The sequence below is a fragment of the Shimia sp. SK013 genome (assembly GCF_001292625.1).
Taxonomy (GTDB): Bacteria; Pseudomonadota; Alphaproteobacteria; order Rhodobacterales; family Rhodobacteraceae; genus Shimia.
Map to the genome: position 1 here is coordinate 192460 of NZ_LAJH01000012.1, position 20719 is coordinate 213178.

The following is a 20719-nucleotide window of genomic DNA, read 5'->3' on the forward strand; positions in this document are numbered from 1 at the left end:
CATGGAAGCTCTTGTTGCAAGCGCAATTGGCGTTTTGACCGCTGGCGGAGTCTACATGATTTTGCGGATGCGCGCGTTTCCGGTGATTATCGGGGTTTCGCTGCTTTCTTATGCGGTAAACGTGTTTCTGTTCTCCACGGGCCGTCTCGCAGTGAATGCCCCGCCGATCTTGCAGAAATACGCAGATGTACCTTATTCCGATCCGTTGCCGCAGGCATTGGTGCTGACGGCAATTGTGATCTCTTTTGGCATGACGGCCGTGTTGGTGATGATCGCGCTGGGCGCCTATCTAGAAGCGGACCACGACCGGATAAATATCCGTGAGGGTGAAGACGACGGCGATTTGCCTTCGGATGAGAAAGGGCAGGACGCATGAACCACTGGATCATTGCACCGGTAGTCCTGCCAGCGCTGCTAGCGCCGTTGCTGGCGTTTGTGATGCGTCACGACATTGTCTTGGCGCGTGTGGCGTCCATGACAGGTGCTGTGCTTTTGGCGGGCATTGCCATTGGTCTGGCCATGTTGGAAGCCGGTGGCGGCACACAGGTCTATTTCCTTGGGGATTGGCCCGCGCCATTTGGCATTGTGCTGGTGTTGGATCGCCTGTCTGCAGTGATGCTTCTTTTGACCGCGCTGCTGTCGCTGGTGGTGCTATGGCACGCGATTGCGACTGGATGGGACAATCGCGGTCGCCATTTCCATGCCTTGTTCCAGTTCCAGCTGATGGGCATCAACGGCGCCTTCCTGACGGGCGATGCGTTTAACCTTTTTGTTTTCTTCGAAGTGCTCCTGATCGCCTCTTATGGCCTGATGATCCACAGCGGTGGCCGGGCACGGATGCGGGCCGGTTTGCAGTACGTAGTGATGAACCTTGCTGGGTCCACGTTGTTCTTGTTTGCGCTGGGCACGCTCTATGCCACGACAGGCACGCTGAATATCGCGGATCTTGCCGTCACAGTGCGTGAAATGTCACCTGATGATGTGGCGCTGGTACGGGTTGCGGCGGTATTGTTGCTTGTCGTCTTTGCCATCAAGGCGGCCTTGTTTCCTGTGCAGTTTTGGCTGCCAGGCACTTATGCGAATGCGCCCGCACCTGTGGCAGCGCTGTTTGCGATTATGACCAAAGTTGGCGCCTACTCGATCATCCGGATCTACACGATTGTGTTTGGGCCTGACGTTACCGCGACCCAAGGTGTCGTGACGGATTGGGTGATGCCAGCGGCTGTCATCACTGTGATCGCCGGCGCGTTTGGCGTGTTGGGGGCCAAAAAGTTGATGCCGATGCTGGCATTTTCGGTGGTCGGGTCGATGGGCACGCTGATGATCGCCGTGGCGGCTTTCACACCCTATGCGATGTCCACAGCGCTTTATTATCTTCTGCATTCCACGTTTTCGGCGGCGGCGCTTTTCCTGCTGGCTGACCTTGTGGTGGCCCAGCGCGGCAATGATACTTTGACCGCCCAGCCTCCGGTCGCGCAGAACGGTTTGCTTGCGGCGCTGTTTTTTGCAGCGGCGATCGGCATGACCGGCATGCCGCCGTTGTCGGGCTTTCTTGGCAAGCTGATGGTTATGGACGGCGTGCGGGATCAGTCGTGGATGGCGCTGGCATGGGCCGTGATTTTGCTGGGCTCTCTTGTGACCATCGTTGGGTTTGCACGCGCCGGAAGCGTCATTTTCTGGAAATCGACGGCGCAGACTGTAAGCGAGGACGCACTGCCAAGCAAAGCCACACCCTTGCAGCTTGTTCCCACAATGCTGGCGCTTGGCTTGCTGGCAGCATTGTCGTTGTTTGCGGGGCCCGTCGCGGGATACCTTGAGGAGACCGCCACACAGCTGTTTGATGCCAGTGAATACATCAACGCAGTCCTCACGCCGACCATGGAGGGTTTGAAATGATCAAACGATTTCTGCCGCACCCGCTGTTCAGCCTTACGCTGGTTGTTGTCTGGCTGATGCTGGTCAACAAAGTGACGCTGGGCAATGTTCTCCTTGGCTCGATCCTTGGCATTATTGTGCCCGCGCTGACGGCACCTTACTGGCCGGGCCAACCGCGTGTGCGATCCCCATTGCGTGTGGTCGAGTACATGCTGGTTGTGCTGTGGGACATCGTCGTGGCCAACTTTCATGTTGCGGCGATCATCCTTTTCAAACGCAACAAGGACATTCATTCGCGGTGGGTGACAGTGCCGCTTGATATCACGTCGCCTGAGGCGATCACGGTTCTGGCTGGCACAATAACGATGACACCTGGCACTGTGTCATCGATGCTGTCTGCCGACGGGCGCAGTATTTTGGTGCATTGCCTTGATTGTGACGATCCAGACGCCGTGCGGGACGAGATCAAAAACCGTTACGAACGCCGGCTTGAGGAGATTTTCTGATGATCGATTTGGCTTTGACCTTTGCGGTGTTTTGCTTTTCGCTTGCGCTGCTGTTGAACCTCTGGCGGATCACGCGAGGGCCGACACGGGCTGACAGAATTCTGGCGTTGGACACTATGGTGATCAACATCATCGCGCTCCTGGTGCTCTATGGTATCTACGAGCGTACAGCCGTCTATTACGAAGCATCGATGCTGGTGGCGATGGTTGGATTTGTCTCGACCGTTGCCTATTGCCGCTTTGTGTTGCGCGGCGACATTATCGAATGAGGGGGGCAGCATGACCTTGGTAATCGAAATCCTCATTTCACTGTGTTTGGTGACGGCAGGCGTCTTTGGCCTTGTTGGGTCTTATGGCCTGATTAAGCTCAAGGACACCATGCAACGTCTTCACGCCCCGACAAAGGCGACGACGGTTGGCGTTGGCGGCGTTCTGGTGGCGTCGATGCTGTATTTCCTGTTGATCAAAGGGTCGCTTTCGTTTCATGAGCTGATGATCACGCTGTTTCTGTTCTTGACGGCCCCGGTCAGCGCGCACTTTATCGCCAAGACCTTTATTCAGGCAGAGGTGACTGAAAAAGACCTGCCAGATCCCGAGCAGGAGTTTGGCTGGGCGGTTTTTGATGATGCGCCGTCTTATCCAGATGACGAAGGCCAGGATCAAAATTCTTAGACCGTTGCTTATGCCGCGCGGAATTTTGGCAATGACACAAGCCCACGCTTGTTTGGTGCGCGCACACATGGTTTGATAGTTCCGATAGCGAGGTCAGTTCGCCTGTTTTACAATTTGACCCTCGCCCAAGTGTTTGTCAGGACAGCCCATATGCGCAGATTTACCTTCCAACGAATTCCGACTTTGGCTTTGATTGCGGCGCTGTCTGCTGGCGGCACATTCGCTCAGGAGGCCGCGGCCCCTAAAGTGGCGGTGGCGGCCGCTTACAATGATGAATTGATTGACGAAGTAACGTTCATCGCCAAGGGCGCGGCGATCGACAAGGTCGACATCCGAGCGCGGGTGTCCGGCTTCGTAGATGAGATTTTTGTGGGAGATGGCGACACTGTAAAGGCGGGTGACCCGCTTTTTAAGATCGAACCTGAGGTCTATGAGGCCAATCTGGCCGCCCGTCAGGCGGACCTGTCGCAAGCGGAGGCCAATCTGCAGCTGACTGAAGTGGAACTGGTCCGAAAAACCGAATTGTTTGAACGCGATGTGGGGACAGAAGCTGACAGGGATGTTGCCTTTGCAAACAATCAGGTGGCGATTGCACAAGTGGCCATTGCGAAGGCGGCGATCCAGCAAACGCAACTGGATCTTGATTACACTGAGGTACATGCCCCGTTTGACGGGCGGGTCGGCAAGTCAGCTGTCAGCGTCGGAGAGTTGGTTGGCCCAACCACGGAACCCCTTATCACGCTTGTCCGTAACCAACCCATGCATGTTGAGTTCGCTCTGACTGAAAAGCAGCTGGTCGATGTCATCGAGCAAAAAGAAAACATGGTGGGGGCGCATGAAGCCACGGACCAATTGCCCAACGTGATTGCGATTCTTCCCAACGGTGATCAGATGGACGAAATCGGGCGTGTGGTCTTCGCCGACAACGTGATCGACCCGACGACCGGCACTATCACGCTCCGCGCGGAATTTGGCAATGAGCGCGGTTTGATCGTGGATGGATCGTTCCTGAATGTCCGCCTTCAAAGTCAGCAACCTTCCAAAGTGTTGATGATCCCGCAAGCCTCAGTGCAGCGCGATCAGCGCGGGGATTTTGTGCTGGTGGTTGGACAGCAACGCACGGTGGAACAACGCTATGTCACGTTGGGTCGACAGGTTGAGGCGGCAGTGGTGGTCGAAGACGGCTTGCGCGAAGGCGAGGCTGTGATCGTCGAAGGGTTACAAAGAGTCCGCCCAGGCGTCGAGGTCGACGCTGTGTTGTCCGGTTCTTCGACAGAGGAGAACTGATCCGTGTTCTCAGCAATTTTTATCCGACGCCCCAAGACGTCCTTTGTGATTTCTTTGGTTCTCACGCTTATGGGCATCATTGGCTATATGGCGCTGCCAGTAGAGCAGTTTCCTGATATTACGCCACCGGTGGTGAACGTTAGCGCCAATTACACTGGCGCCAGCTCCGAAACAGTTGAAAACACGGTTGCCGCGCCGATTGAGGCACAGGTCAACGGCGTCGATGACATGATCTACATGTCGTCTGACAGCACCGACACCGGGTCATACAGCCTTCAGATTACCTTTGAGGTTGGCACAGATCCCGACATTGCGTCAGTTAACGTGCAAAACCGGGTGGCGCAGGCCACCTCCGGCTTGCCGACTGAAGTAACAAACTCCGGTGTTGTGACGCAAAAAGCTTCGTCGAACATGCTGATGATCGTCACTCTGGCATCTCCAAATAGCACCTATGACGAAGTGTTCCTTTCCAACTATGCGTCGATCAACCTTGCGGATGCGCTGGCGCGGATCGGTGGCGTCGGCAAAGCGGAGGTGATGACCAACTTCGAATATTCGATGCGGATGTGGATGGACCCTGACCGGATGGCGGGACTTGGCTTGACGCCCGGAGACATTATCGCCGCCGTTCGTGAACAGAACCTCGAAGTATCGGCGGGCCAGATCGGCACGCCGCCGATCGCAAGCGGCCAGCAGTTTCAATACACCATCAAATCCAAAGGGCGCCTGACGACGGTCAAGGAGTTTGAAAACATCATTCTGCGGACCGGCAACGCCGGCAGCATCGTGCGTGTCAGCGATGTTGCGCGTGTGGAACTTGGGGCGAATTACTACAACGCCTCTGGTCGTGCCAGCGGTCTACCAGCGACAGTCTTGGCGATCTATCAGGCGCCAGGAGAGAATGCGTTGGCCGTTGCTGATGGTGTTAAGGCAGAATTGGAGCGGCTCTCTCGGGCGTTTCCCGATGATGTTGTCTATCAGGTGCCATATGACTCCACGCTTTTTGTGAAGCAATCCTTGAGCGACGTAATCTCGACCTTGATTTTGACCTTTATACTGGTGATCTCGGTTGTGTTCGTTTTCCTTGGAAGTTGGCGGGCCACAATTATTCCGGCTGTCGCCATTCCTGTTTCACTGATTGGTGCGTTTGCCTTTCTATTGATGTTTGGCATGTCGCTTAACACGGTGTCGCTTTTCGCTCTGGTTCTTGCGATTGGCATCGTGGTGGATGACGCAATTGTTGTGGTGGAAAACGTCGAGCGCATCATTGCCGAAGAAGGACTTAGTGCCCCTGAAGCCACCCACAAGGCGATGGGGCAAATCACGGGGCCGGTCATTGCCACGACGCTTGTTTTGCTTGCGGTTTTTGTGCCGGTTACCTTTATGCCGGGCATCTCGGGTCGGCTCTTCACGCAGTTTGCCGTGACCATCTCCATCGCTGTGGTGATTTCCTCGGTAAACGCGCTGACACTGTCTCCGGCGCTGTGTTCGCTAATTCTGAAGCCACGCGCTGAGGGCGGCCCCAAAGGGGTTATGGCCATCTTTGAGCGGAGTGTGGATCGGTCCCGGAACGCCTATGTTGGCGTGGTTCGACGTCTGGTGCGCGTCCCGGTCATTGCCTTGGTGATCCTTGCCGCCATGGGTGTGAGTTCAGGCACCTTGTTGAACAAAATTCCGGTAGGTTTCATACCGCTGGAAGACAACGGCGCGCTGTTTGTTGACGTGCAACTTCCGGATGCTGCGTCTTTGGAGCGTACAGAGTCCGTGACGGAGCGTTTGAATGCGCAGCTTCTGGACATTCCCGGCGTCGCCGGGTCGGTTAATGTGAATGGCTTCAGCCTTATGAATGGGTCTGGATCTAACGGCGCGATGATCATTCTCAACCTTGAACCTTGGGACGAACGCCAGACCGAAGAGCTGAGTGCCAATGGCATTTTGAAACAGGTTTATGGCCTCGCCAATCAGGAGATTTCGGCAAGTATCATCGCCTTCAATCCGCCCCCGATCTCTGGCCTTGGTTTGAGTGCTGGTGTTGAGATGAAGGTGCAGCAAACCGGCGGCGGGTCCGCGCAGGAGCTCGCCAGTGCGGTTGGGTCGCTGGTCTATGCAGCCAACCAACGCGAAGAGTTGTCGCAATCGTATTCGACCTTCCGCGCCAATGTTCCAAAAGTGTTTGTTGATCTGGATCGCGAAAAGGCCAAGTCCCTGAACGTGTCTATTTCGGATGTTTTCATCACTTTGCAGGCCTATATGGGGTCGTTTTATGTGAATGATTTCAACCTGTTTGGCCGCGTGTATCGCGTGATGATTCAGGCGGATGGAAGTTTTCGCGACAACGTCGAAGACCTCAAATCGCTATATGTGCGTTCGCAAAGCGGGGACATGGTTCCCATGGGCACAATCATTGATGTGCGCAACGAACTTGGACCAGTGGCTTTGAACCGCTTCAATATGTTCCGTGCGGCCACCGTGACAGCCGTGCCTGCAGCTGGTTTGTCTACAGGTGACGCGATCCGGGTGCTTGAGGAAGAAGTCGTGACAGCTTTGCCGCCGGGCTATGCATATGAGTGGACCGGCACGGCATTGCAGCAGCAATCTGCGGGCGGAATGGTTGTCGTGATCCTGCTTTTGGCGGTGACATTTGGGTATCTGTTCCTTGTTGCGCAATACGAAAGCTGGACGATGCCGATTGGCATTTTGTTGTCGGTGACGGTCGCGCTCTTTGGGGCTTTGGCAGCGGTGCTGATATCCGGCGGTGATGTAAATCTTTATACCCAGATCGGGATGATAATGCTGATTGGCTTGGCGTCCAAAAACGCGATTCTGATTGTGGAGTTTGCCATGGAAAGGCGGGCGGCAGGCCTGTCGATCCAAGAAGCGGCGCTGGACGCGGCCAGGCAACGTTTCCGAGCGGTGATGATGACAGCGTTGTCGTTTTTGCTGGGGGTTGTGCCCTTGCTGGTGGCGAGCGGTGCGGGTGCGGCAAGTCAGAGAGCAATTGGCGTGGCCGTGTTCGGCGGCATGTTGGTGGCGACGGTGGTCGGCGTGGTGCTGGTGCCGGTGCTTTATGTGCTGCTGCAGTCCTTGCGGGAATGGATCAAAGGCATCGGAAAGAACGACAAGGCTACGGCGGCTTAAGCCGCCGTCCATGCCACAAAGTGGCGCGCGGGTATCCGCGCGGCATCACCGGAGCAACGGCCATGGCCGCCTCCGGTGATGCCACACACAAATTCCAAAACTGGTAAATTGGGCCGTCTGCATAGCGTCGGTATCGCGTCGGCATTGCAGCGGCGCCAAAATCGACCTGCCATTTGCTTCGACTTGAGAGGCTGACGCTCTATGTGGGCAAAGGTTTGGACAGGCCTTGCCCTGTCTTTAGAACGACCTTGGACAAGGTCTCAAGCTGGGGCGCCAGCGGACTTGAGTTTCGCCAGATCATGCCGATTGTTCGCGCAGGTTGTGCGCCAGAAAACCGCGAGACGCTGACTGCGGCGGTTGGCGTATCCACAGGCACAGCCATTTCAGGGATCACGGTCACGCCGAGACCGGCACCGACCATTTGCACCAGCGTCGAAAGCGACGATCCGTCCAGTCCTTCATGCGGGCGCGCCGTTGGCAGCGTGCAGAATGACAAAGCCTGGTCCCGGAAGCAGTGGCCTTCTTCCAGCAGCAACAGACGTTCCCGCTCAAGCGCCTCGGGCGCGGGTACGGGTGCCGTGGCTTCCGACTGTGGGCGCACCAGCACAAATTCCTCCGACCACAGCGGCACCTCGGCGAATGCGGGTTCAGACACTGGCAGCGCGACAATTGCAGTATCGATCCGGCCTGCGTGCAGCTCGGATATCAGATTGGCTGTCATGGTCTCGCGTACCATCAGGGCCATTTGCGGAAAGGCGACTTTCACGTCGCGCAACAGCGCGGGCAACAGGTAGGGCGCAATCGTTGGGATCACGCCCAGCCGCAACCGGCCGGACAGGCCCGATTGCGCGGCGCGGGCCATATCTCCCAATTCATTCACGCTTCGCAGAATATCGCGCGCGCGGATCAGCGCATCTTCGCCGAATGCGGTGAGGCGCAGCCTTCGGGTGGTGCGTTCTATTAAAGGTGCGCCTAAGCTTTCTTCGAGGTCTTTGATCTGAACTGAGAGCGCGGGTTGGGAAACCGAACATGCGTCCGCAGCGCGGCCAAAATGGCCGTGTTCGGCAAGGGCATCGAAATAGCGGAGTTGGCGAAGGGTTAGATTATTCATAGGAAGCTCCTATCAATATTATCAGAAAATGCAACTTCTGATAATGAAAAACCCTTGTTAGAATAATTCCAGAGAATCGCGTTACACCACTTTTCCCCAGGAGGATCCTATGGACGGAGACATGAAATCAGGCGGCTGCCCCGTAATGCACGGAGCGGTAAGCCAAGGTGCCAAAAGCAACCGTGACTGGTGGCCCAATCAGTTGAACCTGCGCATTCTGCATCAGAATTCGGCCAAATCCGATCCGATGGGCGGCGTGTTTGATTATGCCGAAGAGTTCGGCAAGCTGGATCTTAAGGCACTCAAGGATGATCTTTATGCTCTGATGACCGACAGCCAGGACTGGTGGCCTGCGGATTATGGTCACTATGGCGGCCTGTTCATCCGCATGGCGTGGCACAGCGCAGGCACATACCGCACAGCGGATGGCCGCGGTGGCGGTGGCACCGGTCAGCAGCGGTTTGCGCCTCTCAACAGCTGGCCTGACAACGGCAACCTCGACAAAGCCCGTCGTCTGCTGTGGCCGATCAAGCAGAAATACGGCAACCAGATCAGCTGGGCCGATCTGATGATCCTTGCGGGCAACTGTGCCATCGAAAGCATGGGCGGCAAAACCTTTGGCTTCGCCGGTGGACGTCCGGACACATGGGAACCCGAAGAAGACGTGTATTGGGGCGCGGAAAGCGAGTGGCTTGCGACTTCGGATGCAGACGGTACGCGCTATTCTGGTGATCGCGAGATGGAAAACCCGCTGGCGGCTGTTCAGATGGGCCTGATCTATGTAAACCCTGAGGGACCAGATGGGGAACCGGATGTTCTGGCGTCTGGTCGCGATATTCGTGTCACTTTTGCGCGCATGGCGATGAACGACGAAGAAACCGTCGCGCTTGTTGCGGGTGGTCACACATTTGGTAAGGCACATGGCGCGGGTGATCCCACGTTGGTGGGACCAGAGCCTGAAGCCGCAGGCATCGAAGAAATGGGCCTTGGCTGGATCAACGCGCATGGCACCGGCAAGGGTGGCGACACCACAACGTCCGGCATCGAAGGTGCATGGACTGCGAACCCTACGCAGTGGGACAACGGCTATTTCGACCTGCTGTTCGGCTATGAATGGAACCTGACCAAGAGCCCTGCGGGCGCGTGGATCTGGGAACCCGTTGAGCCGACCGAAGATGACATGGCGCCTGCTGCGCATGACGCCAGCCAGAAAGTGAAGACCATGATGACCACCGCCGACATGGCGATGCGTCTTGATCCGGCTTATGGCGCGATCTCCAAACGGTTCCACGAGAACCCTGCGGAGTTCCAGGATGCCTTTGCTCGCGCGTGGTTTAAACTGACCCACCGCGATATGGGACCGCGTGCGCGCTATCTTGGCGACGAAGTGCCGGGTGAAGAACTGCTTTGGCAGGACGTTATCCCCGCATCCGAAACCGATTTGTCCGAAGATGATGTTGCGGCCCTGAAGGCGGCTGTGATGGCGTCGGGCCTGTCGGTGAGCGATCTGGTCAAAACCGCTTGGGCGTCGGCGTCAACTTTCCGTGGCAGCGACATGCGCGGCGGGGCCAATGGCGCCCGCGTGTGTCTTGCACCGATGAAGGATTGGGCCGCAAATGAGCCTGCGGAACTGGCACGTGTTCTGAGCAAGCTGGATGAGGTGAAAGCCGCGTTTGGAAAATCTGTGAGCATGGCCGATCTGATCGTGGTTGCGGGTGCAGCCGGTGTTGAAAAAGCCGCGCTGGATGCGGGCCATGACGTTTCGGTTCCGGTGTCGCTTGGCCGTGGTGATGCCACGCAAGAGATGACGGACGTCGAAAGCGTCGGTGTGCTTGAGCCAGCCGCAGACGGGTTCCGCAATTTCCAGAAAGCGCAGTATTCGGTGTCGCCCGAAGAGCTGCTTTTGGACAAGGCGCAACTTTTGACGCTGACCGCGCCTGAGCTGACCGCATTGATTGGCGGTTTGCGCGTGATCGGGGCCAACCACGGCGGCACGGCGCATGGTGTGTTCACCGATCGTGTGGGCCAGTTGACCAACGACTTCTTTGTGAATGTGCTTGATATGGGCACCACTTGGACGGACGCGGGCGAGGGTGTTTATGAAGGCAAAGACCGCGCCAGCGGTGCTGCCAAATGGACCGCTACACGGGTTGATCTGGTGTTTGGCTCCAACGCGCATTTGCGGGCTTTGTCCGAGGTCTATGGTCAGGCGGATGGCGAGGCCAAGCTGGTCGCCGATTTTGTCGCTGCTTGGTGCAAAGTCATGGACGCGGACCGCTTTGATCTGAAATGACCTGAGCGGATGCGATTGAAGTGATAAAAGGCGCGGCTTGGGTCGCGCCTTTTTGTTTGGTGTGGATCACTTTCCGACGTCGGTGAGTTGATTTGGTCTTCGGCTCAGTCGGGACGGCCAAAATGATCAAGCCAGATGTCGGTGCGGGTTTTGTCACGCGCGTCATAAGCCGCAATGGCCGAGCCGAGATCACCATAGTCCGGCTTAAGTGTATCGGTGCCAATCTCCGTCAGGCGCATCGTATACCATGCGGTGATGCCGCCTTCGGGCGCCTCTGAAAATCTGGGAAAAGCAGGCGATAGGGCCTCATTGGCATGCCATAAATCGGGCAAGGACGGTTCAATGGCCAGAGCGCGGGCCAGTCCGATGATGTCAACGGTGCCTTCGGTCACCGCTGAGTCTGCTTGGGCGTATGTCTTGAAGCCCCCTGTTAACATGAGCGGCAGCGTGGTGACGGTGCGCGCGCGTTTTGCAAACTCGAGGAAATAAGGCCCGCCGCCCACCGCATCGGAGGCGGATTTGGCGCCGGGAAAATAGGTGCCGCCGCTGATATCGATCAGATCGACGGACGTCGCATTCAGCGCCGCCACCACTTTGAGCGCGTCAGTTTCGGCAAAGCCCCCTTCGAGTTGGTCCGAGGAGTTGAGCTTTACCGCGACGGGAAATTCGGGGCCGACGGCGGCGCGAACGGCGTCTACGGTTTCGATCAACAACCGCATTCGGTTCTCGATAGGGCCGCCGTATTCGTCGCGGCGTTTGTTGAACAACGGCGACAAAAACTGACTCAGCAAAAAGCCATGCGCCGCGTGGATTTGAACACCGCCAAAGCCTGCTCTTTGCGCCAATTGGGCGGTGTGGGCGAAGTCGGCGGGGACCTTGCGTATCGTGTCCAACGCCATTTCAGCGCAGTTTAAATCCGGTAGGTCAAGCGGGCTTGGACCTCGTGGGGCGCTTGTCGGCGCGTAGGCCAAGGCCCCGCCATGACCGAGTTGCAGCCAAAGGTGGCTGTCATTTTCGCGGCCCTTTTCGGCCAATTCGCGGAAAAGGGTTAGATCGGCCTTGTCGTCCAAAACCAGATTTCCGGGTTTTTCGGCGAAATCCGGTGAGCCTTGGACTTCGCCGATGATCGACAGGCCCAACCCGCCTTGGGCCCAGCGTTGATAGAGCCTGATTTGAGATTGGGTCGGATGGCCGGTGCCATCGCCAAGAGAATCCGACATGGCCGATTTTGCGATCCGGTTCTTAAGAACCACGCCGCAGGGCAATGTCAGGGATTTGAATAGCGGGCTTTGGGTGTCCATGTCTCACTCCGATCCGGTTGACGCAAACCATCCCCTAAATGAGGAGACACATCAACTTGGAGTTGGCGATAGTCAGTGCGTGAGGCAGGACTAGCTGGTTTGCACCAGATATTGACGGCAGCCTTCGAGCGCGGCTGCATCATCGGTGATCACTCCGAGCGGGAAACTCTTGGCGTCGACAATACCGGGGCCGTCAGCCGTCAGGCTTGTGACAAAGTCGTCAAATGCATCCGAGCCGAGGACGCCGCGGGAGGCGCTGCCAGCGAAGGCGATGCCGTCGCGGGGCATATATTGGTGCATCATGGCGCAGGTGAGGTTGCCCAAAGCGCGGGCAAAGAGACGCACAGTGTGTTGCGCGTCTTGGTCGCCGGCGGCAAAGGCCGTCATAATGTCTGCGCCGCCAAGCGGCTGGCCGCTGATGACAGTGTGCAACCGCTCAAGGCCGGGACCACAGAAGATGTCTTCGTATGTTTTGAATTCGGCAGCTGCGGCGCCGAGATCGTCGCGCAGCAACAGGGTCACAGAATGCGGCAGTTCGGCGTGGCCGAGTTCGGCCTCCATCGCGACGGTCACGCCTGCGAGGCTGCGTTTGGTTGGGCTGACGTTAAAGCCGGTGCCCATGCCAACCACCAGAGCCTGCCCGTTCCTGGTGCCATCCAGAGCGCCGTAAAGATATTCCGGTGTGTTGCGGGAAAGCGCAAACCCCAGCGCGGTCAAATCGTTGATCAAAGCGGCCCGCGCGGCGCCGCATTGAGCGCCGAAACTACCAGCCTTGAGCGTCCAGTTCCGATTGGTGAGCCGGCCGGTCGTGCCCTGCACGGGGCCGGCAATGGCGACGCAGACGCCATCTATTTCACCGGTGTCGTGCTTGGAGAGGTAATCCGCCAGCACCTCGTCAAAGCTGGCGTAATCGTTGTTGCGGGCGCGCATAAGGGTGCCGGCTTTGACGCCGTCACTGTCTGCCAAAGACAGACGTGTGTTTGTTCCCCCGATGTCGCTGACCAAATATGTCATGCGCCCGCAACCTTTTTCATACGTCTACTCTTAACCTTGAACGTTCACGCCTTCGGGGCGTTTGCCAAGAATGATCATGCTCAAAAGGTCATCATCGGTCACGTCTTTCACGTCAACCGTGCCTACCAATTCGCCGTTTTTCATCACGCTTGCGCGGTCGCAAAGTTCCATGACGTCATGAATGTCGTGGCTGATCAGGAAAATGCCGATGCCCTGCGTCTTGAGCTGTTGGATCAACTCGGACACCATTTGTGTTTCATGAGGTCCGAGAGCGGCTGTTGGTTCGTCCATGATCAGGATCTTGGCATCGAAATAGACAGCACGCGCAATTGCCACCGATTGGCGTTGACCACCAGACAGTGCTGAGACCGGCTCGGAGAACTTTTGGAAGTTCGGGTTGAGTTTGGCCATAATCTTGCGGGTCTCGGCCTCCATCGCGTCGTCATCGACTGTGCCTATGGGAGTGACCAGTTCACGCCCAAGAAACAGGTTGGAGGCGGCATCCAGATTATCGGCCAGCGCAAGCGTCTGATAGATCGTCTCGATGTTGAATTTGCGCGCGTCGCGCGGGTTGTGGATCTCGGCCTTTTCACCGTTGATATAGATCTCGCCGCCGTCTGCTTGATAGGCGCCGGACAGGATCTTGATAAGCGTGGATTTGCCTGCGCCGTTGTGGCCCAGAAGGCCGACAACTTCGCCCGGATACAAATCAATGGAGACGTGATCCACCGCGTGAATACCACCAAAGGAGATGTGGATGTCGCGCATGTCTACGAGAGGTGTTTGCTTGTCCATAATGGTTCTCCTTATGCGCCAGCGCGGCGGCGATATACGATGTCGACCCAAACGGCGAACACCAGAACGACCCCGACAACGATGTTTTGCAATGGTGCGTCAACGCCAACAGAGGCCATGCCCGATTGCAGGGATTGCATGATCAGCGCGCCGATCACCGCACCATAAATGGTGCCTGCGCCGCCAGCGAGGGCGGTGCCGCCGATCACAGCGGCAGCGATGACGCGAAGCTCGTCCAACGTGCCAAGACCAACGTCAACCGCATTCAGGCGAGCCGAAGCGATGACAGCGGCAATGCCGGTCAGCGCGCCCATCAAGGAGAATATTTTGACGGTCAGCCAGCGGGTGTTGATGCCGGAGAGTTCCGCGGCTTCTGGGTTGCCACCGGTGGCATAAACATAGCGGCCAAAGCGGGTGCGCGTGGCGATCACGGTCATGACAATGGCTACGATCAGCAGAATCACCACCGGAATGGCGACACCGTGGTTCCAGACCATGCCATCGGTGTATTCGATGCCTTGCGCCTTGGTCATGCGTTTCATTGCACCCTTGGAAATAGGGTAGCTGTTCATAATCCAGACGAAGCCGATAATACCGCCTGCGGCGATGGCCAGCAGGATGCCTTCGGCCCATGCGGGTTTTACCGCGAAACCGTGGTTGGCTTTGTTGCGGCGGCTGAGCAGCATGAGGGTCACGGCGGCCAGTGCGGCCACGATACCGAAGATCCAGCTTAGGGATTCACCCAAGGTGCCTTCGGCACCGCCGCCCAGAAGGCGGAACGTGGTGTCCAGTGGCGCTTGGGTTTGGCCTTCGGTGACCCACCACATGGCGCCGCGATAGACCAGCAAGCCGCCCAGGGTGACAATGAAAGCAGGCACGGCGAGGTAGCCGATGATCCAGCCCTGAAAGGCGCCAAGTAGTGCGCCCATCAGGATTGCAGCGATCACCGCGATGATCCAGACGGACCAGTGACCCAAGCCGACGAGGTCAGGCAGAATTTGCACCTGCAATGCGGCGACGGCCATGCCGATAAAGCCCAGCATCGAGCCTACGGAAAGATCGATATGTCGGGTGACGATCACAAACACCATGCCTGTTGCCATGACAGCGACGGAGGCAGTTTGGACCGACAAGTTGAAGAAGTTGCGGGGCGACAGGAAGCGGCCATCGGTGAAGATGCCGAATACGATCCAGATCGCCACAAGCGCGCCGATCATTCCAAGCAGGCGGGGATCCAGACCCAGCTTGTTGATCAGGTTCTTGGCTTGATTTTGCATTGTGCGTTCCCTCTTTGGCTCGCGATGCGTGAGACACCATACCTATTCTGTGCGGAGGATGCCGCCTCAGTAAAGGGTTTTGAAATCTCAGGGGATGGGGGCAAAAATGCCCCCCCGCGCAAATCGGCGGAGGGGCAGGTGTGTTTAGTTACACGCTGCGTTCGAAGAACCGGCGCAAAGTGCGCCTTTTTCGATCCAGCCAGCATCCAGAACAACGTTCAGGTTGTCGGCGGTCACAGGAACCGGAGACAGGAACATGGAGTTCATGGTTGTGCCCGATGGGGACGTCCATTCAGCGGATCCGTCAACGGATTTGCCAGCAGCCAGAGCCACGGCGATTTCACCCGCTGCGGCGCCCAGTGCACGGGCGTCTTTCCAAACCGATACGGTCTGTGTGCCCGTTGCAACACGGTTCAGAGCGGCGTGGTCGCCGTCCTGACCGGACACTGGAATACCTTCCATGCCTTGTGCGGTCAGCGCTGCAACAACACCGCCGGCGGTGCCGTCGTTGGAGGCCACAACCGCGTCAACTTTGTTGTCAGTTGCGGTCAGGATCTGCTCCATGTTGCGCTGTGCGTTCGCAGGAACCCAGCCATCAGTGTAGGCTTCGCCAACGATGGTGATGTCACCGGCGTCGATTGCCGCCTGCAGGATTTCCTGCTGGCCGCCGCGCAGGAAGTCTGCGTTCGGGTCAGTCGGAGAACCTTTGATCATGACGTAGTTGCCTTTTGGCTGTGCTGCCAGAACGGCCCGGGCCTGCATGCGGCCAACTTCGACGTTGTCAAAGGTCAGGTAGAAGGCGCGAGCGTCTTCGATCAGACGGTCATAGGCAACAACCGGAATTTCTTCGTCTGAAGCGGCCTGAACAGCCGGACCAACCGAGGATGCATCCTGAGCCAGGATGATCAGCGCGTCGGCGCCTTGTGCGATCAGGCTTTCGATGTCGGACAGCTGTTTAGCGGAAGAGCTTTGTGCGTCAGCAGAGATGTATTTGGCACCAGCTGCGTCCAGCGCGCCTTTGATGGCGGCTTCGTCTGTTTTCCAGCGTTCTTCCTGGAAGTTGGACCAGCTTACGCCGATGACAAGATCGTCGGCCATTGCAGCCGTGCTCATGAATGCGCCGGCGATGATCGCCGTCGCGGATGCGAATAGTTTCATAATTTCCTCCCAATATTCAGTCCAGGTCCCGAAAGGCGTCACACGACGTGAATCGAACTCCGGGCTGGTGTCGTCATGTTAGCGTATTAAATTTGTAAATCAAATTAAATCGGCTAGACTTGAAAAAATACGCAATTTGTCGGCACCTCGTCGAACCGATGTTGCTTTGAAGGCAAGCATCCGCGACAACGTCGGCAGCGAAGAAAGTGATCTATATGTCCGTGAATCAAAGAGAAATTGGGCGCAGAACATTGTTTGCGGAAATCCGCCGCCAAGCGCGTATTCCGCGTATCAGGCTGTCGGAAGTCACGGGAATCAGCCGCGCGACGGTGACAACAATCACCGCAGAGCTGTTGCGTGATGGTCTCATTGAGGAGATCACCAGCGAATCTCCGGACAAGGATGCGCGCCGTGGGCGCCCCAAAGTGGACCTCAAAGTTCGCGGTGATGCGCGCTTGATTGCGGGGTGCAAAATTTCCAACAGGTCCGTGTCGCTGGTGTTGCTGGATTTCGAAGGCAATCAGTTGGCGGATCATGAAGTGGAGCTTGAACAGACCGCGCATCAAGCCGTCGATCTGGCGCAATTGTTGGCGGGGCACGTGGGCGATCTGGCCAATAAAGTGGGGCGCAGTCTGGCGGATGTGTCAGGCTTTGGTCTTGGGATTGCCGGCATCGTCGATGCGCCGCGCGGGTTTGTGCATTGGTCGCCGTCGTTGACATCGCGCAACGTGGAATTTGGCAAGGTGCTGTCTGACACATTGTCGATCCCGGTCTTTCTGGACAATGATGCCAACCTTGTTGCAATGGCGGAAAAGAGCTTTGGTCTCGGGCAGGGGCATTCTGATTTCATCGTGGTGACCATCGAAAGCGGTGTCGGCATGGGCATCGTGATTGGCAACGAGATTTATCGTGGCACCCGTGGGTGTGGCGCGGAATTCGGCCACACAAAGGTGCAACTCGAGGGCGCGTTGTGCCGGTGTGGGCAGCGGGGCTGTCTGGAGGCATATGTCGCCGACTACGCTTTGCTACGCGAAGCCATGAGCGCCAGCGGCGGGCAGGACGATCGGCAGGTTGAAGATCTATTGGCAGCGGCCAAAACCGGCGACGCGGTGGCAAGCTCAATCGTAGAGCGGGCCGGGCGTATGTTCGCGATGGGGTTGGCCAATTTGGTGAACATCTTTGATCCGGAACTGATCATTCTGGCCGGTGAACAGATGCAGGCGAGTCACCTGTATGCCGAAGAAGTTATTGAAGTTATGCGAAAACTGATCGTTCAGGTGGACAAGGCGCCGCCAGAGGTTGTCGTGCACAAATGGGGCAACCAAATGTGGGCCCGTGGTGCGGCGGCTTATGCTTTGGAAAACGTGTCGGAACTGGCTTTGCAGGAAATGAAAGATAATGTGGTCTAAAGGTTTGGCGGCACTGAGTGTCGGGGCGTTGGCAACTTCGGCAGCGGCCGAAGCGCGGTTTGTTCCGGTGGATGTGGCCCCGCATGTTTATGACGGCGGGTGGGAGCATTATGTTGGCGGCGGTGTGGCGGTGTTTGACTGCGACGGTGACGGTCTGTCCGATCTGGTGGCAGCAGGTGGGGAAAACCCTGCGATTCTGATGCGCAACCGCTCGGACACGGATGGCGATATCCGGTTTGAAACTGCAACCCCTGACGACTTGACGCTTACCGGTGTGGCCGGAGTCTATGCGTTAGACATCGATGGTGACGGTTGGCGTGATCTGGTGATCCTGCGGGTTGGCGAAAACAAACTGCTGCAGGGCGGGCCGGAATGTTCGTTCCGTCCGATGGAGATTGACGGTTTTGACGGCGGCGATGGCTGGACCACGGCGTTTTCGGCCACTTGGGAAGCAGGCAATGCGCTGCCAACGTTGGCCTTTGGCAATTATGTCGACCGCACCAATCCTGATGGACCGTTTGAGGCGTGTGACGCCAATGTGCTGTTTCGACCCGAGGGCGACGGGTATTCTAAAACTTTGCTTGAGCCGGGGTTCTGTCCGCTGTCGATCTTGTTTTCCGATTGGGGGCGTCAGGGACGTCCCGACCTACGGATGAGCAACGACCGGCACTATTATGTCAAAGGTGGTGCAGAACAGATGTGGGCGATGGAGGCTACGCCGCGCCTTTTTGATGAGGGCGATGGTTGGACCACCCACATGCTTTGGGGGATGGGGATTGCGAGTCGGGATATTGATTTTGACGGGGTGAGCGAAGTCTTTATGAGTTCGATGGGCGATCAACGCCTGATGCGGCTTTCGCGCGGTGAGGGGCCGACGTTTGAAGACGTGCCATATGAAATGGGCACCTCGGCGCATCGCCCTTATCAGGGGGGCGACGGACGGCCATCCACGGGGTGGCACATTGCTTTTGGGGATGTGACCAACAACGGGCTGGATGATGTGTTCATCGCCAAAGGTAACGTTGAACAGATGCCGGATGCGGCGATGGAAGATCCCAACAACCTCTTGATCCAAATGCCGGACGGCAGCTTTGAGGAACAGGGCGGTATTGCGGGCATTGGCACGATGGCGCGGTCTCGCGGCGCGGCTTTGGCGGATTTGAACAACAACGGCTTGCTGGATCTGGTGGTGGTCAACCGCCGCGCGCCGATGGAAGTTTATCAGAACGTGACCGAGGACGCGGGGCATTGGGTGGCGGTTTCCCTATTGGGCGATGGTGGCAATGGCGACGCGGTTGGTGCGTTCATCGAAGTGCAGGCCGGTGCACGCGCCTATGTACGTGAGGTGGTTGTCGGCGGTGGCCATGCAGGTGGTGTCGCCGTGCCTGAACATTTTGGTCTGGGCGATGTGACGGCTGTGAAGGTGCGGGTGATCTGGCCCGGTGGCATTGTGTCAGATTGGGTTGATTTGAAGACCGGTGCGGTCTGGATGCTGTGGGCCGATGGCGACGGGCTGGCGGTGGCAGAGTACTGATCTTAGGCGGTTTACTTGTCCAGCGACAGGCCTGAAGGCACGGTTTCCGGCACACCCAAGCGGCCTTTGAGACTGTCGTAGTCAGTGAGTGCGCCGAGGAAGGCAATCAGTTGGGCGACTTCTGTGTCGGTCAGATGTGTTGTGGGCAAGGTATTGGCCGCGGCAATTGCTGCAACGTCCTTTGCGTTTTCGATCAGGGCCGTGTCGTTGGTGAAGGCGCCTTCGCTCAGCACGGCCTGATTGATGGAGTAAGCCGCGAGCGCAGTGGTTGGATCAAGGTGGTGGCGCACGACGTCTTCTAGCGACGCATAAGCGCCCGAGTGGCCGTAAGGTGCGGTTTCAGTGATGTTGCGCAGCGAAGGCGTGCGGAAGGCATAGAAATCGGTTTCATCACCGGTCACGCGTCCGCGACCCACATCGCGGTTGTGGCGTTCAAATCGGGCGGCTTTGCCGGGGCCAATCTGGGGCATGGCTATGGCGTGAAAATCGTGATCGGTTTGGAAAAGCCCGCTGTGACAGGCGCTGCATTCGGCTTTGCCATAAAAGAGGTTCATGCCAGCTGTTTGATCCGGATCCAGCGGGGTGCCATCGCGCAAGTGGGCGTCAAACGGGCTTTGGTCCGCGCGCCATTCAAAGGTGATAAATGCGGCGATTGCGTTGGCGATATGGGTGAAGTGGACCGGAGTGTCTGCGCCGATGACGTCATCAAATGCTGCGCGGTAAGTAGGGATCGCTTCCACGCGTTTTGCCAGAATGTCCCACGCGCCGCCGTCACCTGTTAGCTGTCCCAAGCGCACCGCCTGCGCGACGTCGTTTTCCGAATAGTGCCCAGCCATTTCATCGCCAGATAAAACGGGAAACATGGCTTGGGCGGCGAGGGCGTTGGTGAACCCCATCTCCATCTCTGCTCCTAAGGGCGTGCGGATGCCGGAGAGCCGAGAAGCGTCGTCTTCTAGTCTGCCGTCGTGGAAGAAGACGGTGAATTCAGTTGCTCCGAGGTTCCAGAGCGCGGGCGCGTTGCGCGGAATGCGTTGTTCGGGCGGGTTCGCTGCATCAATGACGCGGTTGGTGCCAAGGCCGCTCGCCCCGTCGCCAAGGCCAAGGGACAGGCCGTCAGAGGTGCCAAGGTCGGGATGGTGACAGGTGGCACAGCTAACCGAGCGGTTGCCTGACAGGATCGGGTCATAGAACAGTTGCCAGCCAAGGCGCGTTTCGTCCTCGCCTTGCGCAGGGAACACTGCGTCTGGCTTGGGCAGGTCGGCGGCGATTGCCGTGACTGGCAAGATCAAAATAGCGGTGGCAAGTAGATGGCGCATGGTCGTCCCTGGATAGTCAAACCCCCTCGCACC

At 57.6% G+C, this 20719-nt stretch carries 17 protein-coding genes; 10 read left to right on the top strand and 7 right to left on the bottom strand.

Annotated features, from left to right (window positions below; translation table 11 throughout):
• The first annotated feature begins 1 nt into the window (after nucleotide 1).
• From SHIM_RS10670 to SHIM_RS10700, 7 genes are all read left to right on the top strand, one after another.
• Nucleotides 2–376 carry a Na+/H+ antiporter subunit C gene (locus SHIM_RS10670; protein WP_054002630.1) on the top strand — a complete coding sequence of 125 codons (375 nt, stop codon included), beginning with the start codon at nucleotides 2–4 and terminating at the stop codon, nucleotides 374–376.
• Entirely contained in the window at nucleotides 373–1896 is a 1524-nt protein-coding gene (locus SHIM_RS10675) for a monovalent cation/H+ antiporter subunit D (RefSeq protein WP_054002631.1), read from the top strand. Before SHIM_RS10670 ends, SHIM_RS10675 begins: the two co-directional genes overlap by 4 nt.
• A complete protein-coding gene (locus tag SHIM_RS10680) occupies nucleotides 1893–2381 on the top strand; it encodes a Na+/H+ antiporter subunit E (protein WP_054002632.1) in 489 nt (162 codons plus the stop codon). Before SHIM_RS10675 ends, SHIM_RS10680 begins: the two co-directional genes overlap by 4 nt.
• Nucleotides 2381–2650 carry a K+/H+ antiporter subunit F gene (locus SHIM_RS10685; RefSeq protein WP_054002633.1) on the top strand — a complete coding sequence of 90 codons (270 nt, stop codon included), beginning with the start codon at nucleotides 2381–2383 and terminating at the stop codon, nucleotides 2648–2650. The genes SHIM_RS10680 and SHIM_RS10685 overlap by 1 nt, the downstream gene beginning before the upstream one ends.
• 10 nt (nucleotides 2651–2660) lie before the next feature.
• Complete coding sequence (locus tag SHIM_RS10690) at nucleotides 2661–3053, top strand: Na+/H+ antiporter subunit G (protein WP_054002634.1); 393 nt, start codon at nucleotides 2661–2663, stop codon at nucleotides 3051–3053.
• Nucleotides 3054–3203: 150 nt separating this feature from the next.
• Nucleotides 3204–4340, top strand: coding sequence for an efflux RND transporter periplasmic adaptor subunit (locus SHIM_RS10695; protein ID WP_054002635.1), 1137 nt, complete (start codon nucleotides 3204–3206; stop codon nucleotides 4338–4340).
• 3 nt (nucleotides 4341–4343) lie between these two features.
• Nucleotides 4344–7478 (top strand): efflux RND transporter permease subunit, encoded by a 3135-nt coding sequence (locus SHIM_RS10700; protein ID WP_054002636.1) that lies wholly within the window; start codon nucleotides 4344–4346, stop codon nucleotides 7476–7478.
• A 199-nt stretch (nucleotides 7479–7677) separates the two neighbouring features.
• Here SHIM_RS10700 and SHIM_RS10705 read toward each other — a convergent pair whose 3' ends face one another.
• Nucleotides 7678–8589 carry a LysR substrate-binding domain-containing protein gene (locus SHIM_RS10705; RefSeq protein ID WP_054002637.1) on the bottom strand — a complete coding sequence of 304 codons (912 nt, stop codon included), beginning with the start codon at nucleotides 8587–8589 and terminating at the stop codon, nucleotides 7678–7680.
• Between the two features lie 109 nt (nucleotides 8590–8698).
• On the opposite strand from SHIM_RS10705, the gene katG reads away from it, so the two are divergent.
• Nucleotides 8699–10882: a catalase/peroxidase HPI gene (gene katG, locus SHIM_RS10710; RefSeq protein ID WP_054002638.1), complete on the top strand. Its 2184-nt coding sequence runs from the start codon at nucleotides 8699–8701 to the stop codon at nucleotides 10880–10882.
• 104 nt (nucleotides 10883–10986) lie between these two features.
• Here katG and SHIM_RS10715 read toward each other — a convergent pair whose 3' ends face one another.
• From SHIM_RS10715 to xylF, 5 genes are all read right to left on the bottom strand, one after another.
• A complete protein-coding gene (locus SHIM_RS10715) occupies nucleotides 10987–12183 on the bottom strand; it encodes an NADH:flavin oxidoreductase/NADH oxidase family protein (RefSeq protein ID WP_054002639.1) in 1197 nt (398 codons plus the stop codon).
• A 90-nt stretch (nucleotides 12184–12273) separates the two neighbouring features.
• Nucleotides 12274–13197, bottom strand: coding sequence for a glucokinase (locus tag SHIM_RS10720; RefSeq protein ID WP_054002640.1), 924 nt, complete (start codon nucleotides 13195–13197; stop codon nucleotides 12274–12276).
• A 30-nt stretch (nucleotides 13198–13227) separates the two neighbouring features.
• Nucleotides 13228–13992, bottom strand: coding sequence for an ATP-binding cassette domain-containing protein (locus tag SHIM_RS10725; protein WP_152926523.1), 765 nt, complete (start codon nucleotides 13990–13992; stop codon nucleotides 13228–13230).
• A gap of 11 nt (nucleotides 13993–14003) precedes the next feature.
• On the bottom strand, nucleotides 14004–15269 hold the full coding sequence (locus SHIM_RS10730; protein ID WP_054002641.1) for a sugar ABC transporter permease: 1266 nt from the start codon (nucleotides 15267–15269) through the stop codon (nucleotides 14004–14006).
• A gap of 144 nt (nucleotides 15270–15413) precedes the next feature.
• Entirely contained in the window at nucleotides 15414–16427 is a 1014-nt protein-coding gene (gene xylF, locus SHIM_RS10735; RefSeq protein WP_054002642.1) for a D-xylose ABC transporter substrate-binding protein, read from the bottom strand.
• A 215-nt stretch (nucleotides 16428–16642) separates the two neighbouring features.
• Between xylF and SHIM_RS10740 the strand changes: the two genes are divergently transcribed.
• Both SHIM_RS10740 and SHIM_RS10745 read left to right on the top strand, forming a co-directional pair.
• Nucleotides 16643–17836, top strand: coding sequence for an ROK family transcriptional regulator (locus tag SHIM_RS10740; protein WP_054002643.1), 1194 nt, complete (start codon nucleotides 16643–16645; stop codon nucleotides 17834–17836).
• Between the two features lie 4 nt (nucleotides 17837–17840).
• Nucleotides 17841–19370, top strand: coding sequence for a CRTAC1 family protein (locus SHIM_RS10745; RefSeq protein ID WP_241488835.1), 1530 nt, complete (start codon nucleotides 17841–17843; stop codon nucleotides 19368–19370).
• An 11-nt stretch (nucleotides 19371–19381) separates the two neighbouring features.
• Here SHIM_RS10745 and SHIM_RS10750 read toward each other — a convergent pair whose 3' ends face one another.
• Nucleotides 19382–20686, bottom strand: a complete 1305-nt coding sequence (locus SHIM_RS10750; RefSeq protein WP_054002645.1) for a cytochrome-c peroxidase — start codon at nucleotides 20684–20686, stop codon at nucleotides 19382–19384.
• Nucleotides 20687–20719: the final 33 nt, after the last annotated feature.